Below are 1565 nucleotides of genomic sequence, written 5' to 3' on the forward strand. Positions count from 1 at the left end.
GACTTCGGCGGCCCGGCGACGTAGGCGATCCTGCCGTGGCCGTGCGAGACAAGATGCTCGACGGCCTGTGCGATGCCCGTCGGAGTGTCGATGAAGACACTCGCGACCCCGCGGGTCTGGCGGTTGATCGCGACGAGCGGAATGCGTGCGGCGAGCTCGGCAAGGCGGCGGTCGCTGAGCCGCGACGCGGCGACGATCGCCCCGTCGTAGGACGCCCTGAGCCGTTCGAGCATCGCGTCCTCGAGCTCGTCGGACTCCTCGGTGTCGACGAGCAGCTGGGTGTAGCCGGCGGTCCTCAGCTCCTGCTGCGTGCCGCGGATGATGCCGAAGTAGAACGGGTTCGTCACGTCCGAGACGAGCACAGCCACGGTGCGCGTGCGCCCCGACGTGAGGGCCCGCGCCGTCGTGTTCGGCGCGTAGCCGAGGGCGGTCGCGGCCTCTTCGATGCGGTGGCGGGTGAGGGGGTTCACGCGCTCGGGGCGCGTCAGGGCGCGCGAGACGGTGGAGATCGCGACGCCGCTCGCGGCGGCGACGTCGGCGAGCGTGGGGCGTCGGCCCGGCGACGGTGCCTGGGAAGCCATTCCCCGATGCAAGCACGGCTTGCAAAGAATGGCAAACGGTTGCCGGCTGCGTGTGCCGGTGCCTAGCGTGAACCCCGTGAGCGACACCGACGTCTGGACCCTTTCCGGCTTCGGCGACGAGATCTCGCCCGACCCCGCCATTCAGCTCGCGGTGCTCGAAGCGCTCGGCGCACGGCACATCGAGGTGCGCAGCGCGTGGGGCGTGAACGTCGCCGACTTCGACGATGAGCGGGCGGATGCCCTCGCTGCGGCGATCTCGCAGGCCGGCTTCGGCGTCTCGGCCATCGCCTCGCCCATCGGCAAGGTCGACGTCGCGCTGCCCGTCGAGCATGAGGTCGAGCGACTGCGCCGCGTCATCCGCGTCGCCCACCGGCTCGAGTCGCGGTATGTGCGCATCTTCTCGTTCTACCGGGGCGACGGGCAGACGCCGGAAGGCATCCGCGACGCCGTTCTCGAGCGCCTGCGCGCACTCGCCGACCTCGCAGAGGCCGAAGGCGTGGTGCTGCTACACGAGAACGAGAAGGAGATCTACGGCGATGTGCCCGCCCGCGTGCTCGACCTGGTCGAGTCGGTCGGCAGCGACAGCCTGCGGCTCGCGTGGGACAACGCGAACTACGTGCAGTGCGGCGTGAAGCCCTTCACCGAGGGGTGGGTGCAGCTCGCCCCCTATGTCGACTACCTGCAGGTGAAGGACGCGCTCGCCGACACGGGCGAGGTCGTTCCGGCCGGCGAGGGCGACGGCGAGTTGCTCGAGACGGTGACGGCCCTGCGCGACGCCGGCTATGCGGGCTTCGCGAGCCTCGAGCCGCACCTCGCCGAGGGCTTCACGCTCGGCGGCTTCAGCGGCCCCGCGGCGTTCGGGCGGGCCGCGCGGGCCTTCGACCGCCTGGTGCAGCGCGTCGGGGTGACGACGGCGTGAGCGCAGGGGACTCCTCGGCCGAGCTGACCGTGGCGCTCGTCGGCGATGGGGTCATCGCCGCGAAC

General features: G+C 71.4%; 2 protein-coding genes. One reads left to right on the forward strand and one right to left on the reverse strand.

Features of this window, described 5'->3' with window-relative positions; translation table 11 throughout:
- Positions 1–581: LacI family DNA-binding transcriptional regulator (locus ACM2XV_RS15135; RefSeq protein ID WP_487027537.1), on the reverse strand; the 581-nt coding region annotated here is incomplete at its 3' end.
- Between the two features lie 76 nt (positions 582–657).
- On the opposite strand from ACM2XV_RS15135, the gene ACM2XV_RS15140 reads away from it, so the two are divergent.
- A complete protein-coding gene (locus tag ACM2XV_RS15140) occupies positions 658–1500 on the forward strand; it encodes a sugar phosphate isomerase/epimerase family protein (protein WP_487027538.1) in 843 nt (280 codons plus the stop codon).
- Positions 1501–1565 lie beyond the last annotated feature (65 nt).

This window comes from Gryllotalpicola sp. CP2-P1 (assembly GCF_057512245.1).